Raw genomic sequence first — 1,804 nt, forward strand, 5'->3', positions numbered from 1 at the left:
TTGGCGGCCCCCCGCGCGTCGCGCTGCTCGACGTCGTGCATGGCGTGCTCCTCAGGTCCGGCGGCCGGATGCGCCGAAGCCTGCCCTGCGTCGACGACAGCCCGATGGCGGTTTGACGACGGGCCGATGACGCTCGCGGGGTTCGGACGCCCGTCGCGCCCATCGTGAGGGCGCGTGCGGCTGGCGTGCCGGTCGGGGTAGGTGCCGCCGCGGGCGGCCGTTTGTCACGCTGGTGGAACACTGGGCGGTGACGCTGGGCCTCAATCCCGTCACACCGGGCCCTGCGACGGGCACGCAGGCTTAACCACGGGCAACCCTCGCTGGCGCACAATGCAAGCGCGCGACTTGCCGTGTATCATTCGCGCCCATCTTTCCATCCGAATCAAAGGATATTACGCCTGATGTCCAGCTACCTGTTCACCTCCGAATCGGTCTCCGAAGGCCATCCGGACAAGATTGCCGACCAGATCTCCGATGCGGTGCTGGACGCGATCCTGACCCAGGACAAGCGTGCGCGCGTGGCCTGCGAAACCATGGTCAAGACTGGCGTGGCAATCGTCGCCGGTGAAATCACCACCAGCGCCTGGATCGACCTGGAAGCCTTGACCCGCAAGGTGATCCTGGACATCGGCTACGACAGCTCCGACGTCGGCTTCGACGGCGCGACCTGCGGCGTGCTGAACCTGATCGGCAAGCAGTCGCCGCACATCGCCCAGGGCGTGGACCGCAAGAAGCCCGAAGAAATGGGCGCTGGCGACCAGGGCCTGATGTTCGGCTATGCCACCAACGAGACCGACAGCTACATGCCGGCCGCGATCCACCTGTCGCACCGCCTGGTCGAGCAGCAGGCCAAGATCCGCAAGAAGAAGAACTCGCCGCTGTCCTGGCTGCGCCCGGATGCCAAGAGCCAGGTCACCCTGCGCTATGAAAACGGCGCCGTCTCGGCCATCGACGCGGTGGTGCTGTCGACCCAGCACGCCCCGGGCGTGAAGCAGAAGGACCTCATCGAGGCCGTCCGCGAAGAGATCATCAAGCCGGTGCTGCCGGCCAAGTGGCTGCACAAGGGCACCAAGTTCCACATCAACCCGACCGGCAAGTTCGAGATCGGCGGCCCGGTGGGCGACTGTGGCCTGACCGGCCGCAAGATCATCGTCGACACCTACGGCGGCTGGGCCCGTCACGGTGGTGGTGCGTTCTCGGGCAAGGATCCGTCCAAGGTGGACCGTTCGGCTGCCTATGCTGCCCGTTACGTCGCCAAGAACGTCGTGGCCGCCGGCCTGGCCGACCGTTGCGAAGTGCAGGTCTCCTACGCCATCGGCGTGGCCGAGCCGACCTCGATCTCGGTCACCACCTTCGGCACCGGCAAGATCAGCGATGACAAGATCGAAAAGTTGATCCGCAAGCATTTCGACCTGCGCCCGTACGGCATCATCCAGATGCTGGACCTGATCCACCCGATGTACCAGCAGACCGCGGCCTACGGCCACTTCGGCCGCAAGGCCAAGGAGTTCAGCTACACCAACGGTGCTGGCGAACAGGTCAATGCGACCGCCTTCTCCTGGGAGAAGACCGATCGCGCCGCCGCCCTGCGCGCGGATGCAAAGTTGAAGTAAGAAACGGGCCGCGAAAGCGGCCCTTTTCTTAGGTTCTTCACCCAACTCCGGGGAAGGCCGCCCGGATCTTCAGGAAGAAGTACGCGTCGTCTCGGTATCCGTAGGCGACGCGCTTGATGACCTTGATCTTGTTATTGATGCCTTCCACCAGGTTCGTCCCGAGCGGCCATCGGCAGTGGGCCAGGATGCCC

Annotated in this window: 2 protein-coding genes; one reads left to right on the forward strand and one right to left on the reverse strand. The window is 65.0% G+C overall.

All coding sequences use genetic code 11. The features are described from left to right. The first annotated feature begins 401 nt into the window (after positions 1–401). On the forward strand, positions 402–1,613 hold the full coding sequence (gene metK, locus C0R07_RS19610; RefSeq protein WP_019182462.1) for a methionine adenosyltransferase: 1,212 nt from the start codon (positions 402–404) through the stop codon (positions 1,611–1,613). A gap of 37 nt (positions 1,614–1,650) precedes the next feature. Here the strand turns inward: metK and C0R07_RS19615 are convergent. Then, positions 1,651–1,804 (reverse strand): transposase (locus C0R07_RS19615; RefSeq protein ID WP_146027653.1); only part of this gene is annotated, 154 nt, incomplete at its 5' end.

The sequence above is a fragment of the Stenotrophomonas bentonitica genome (assembly GCF_002887735.1).
Lineage (GTDB): Bacteria > Pseudomonadota > Gammaproteobacteria > Xanthomonadales > Xanthomonadaceae > Stenotrophomonas > Stenotrophomonas bentonitica_A.

Bases quoted from the DNA above. Each gene is read 5' to 3' on its own strand.
- metK (WP_019182462.1), top strand. From the start codon at position 402: ATGTCCAGCTACCTGTTCACCTCCGAATCGGTCTCCGAAGGCCATCCG.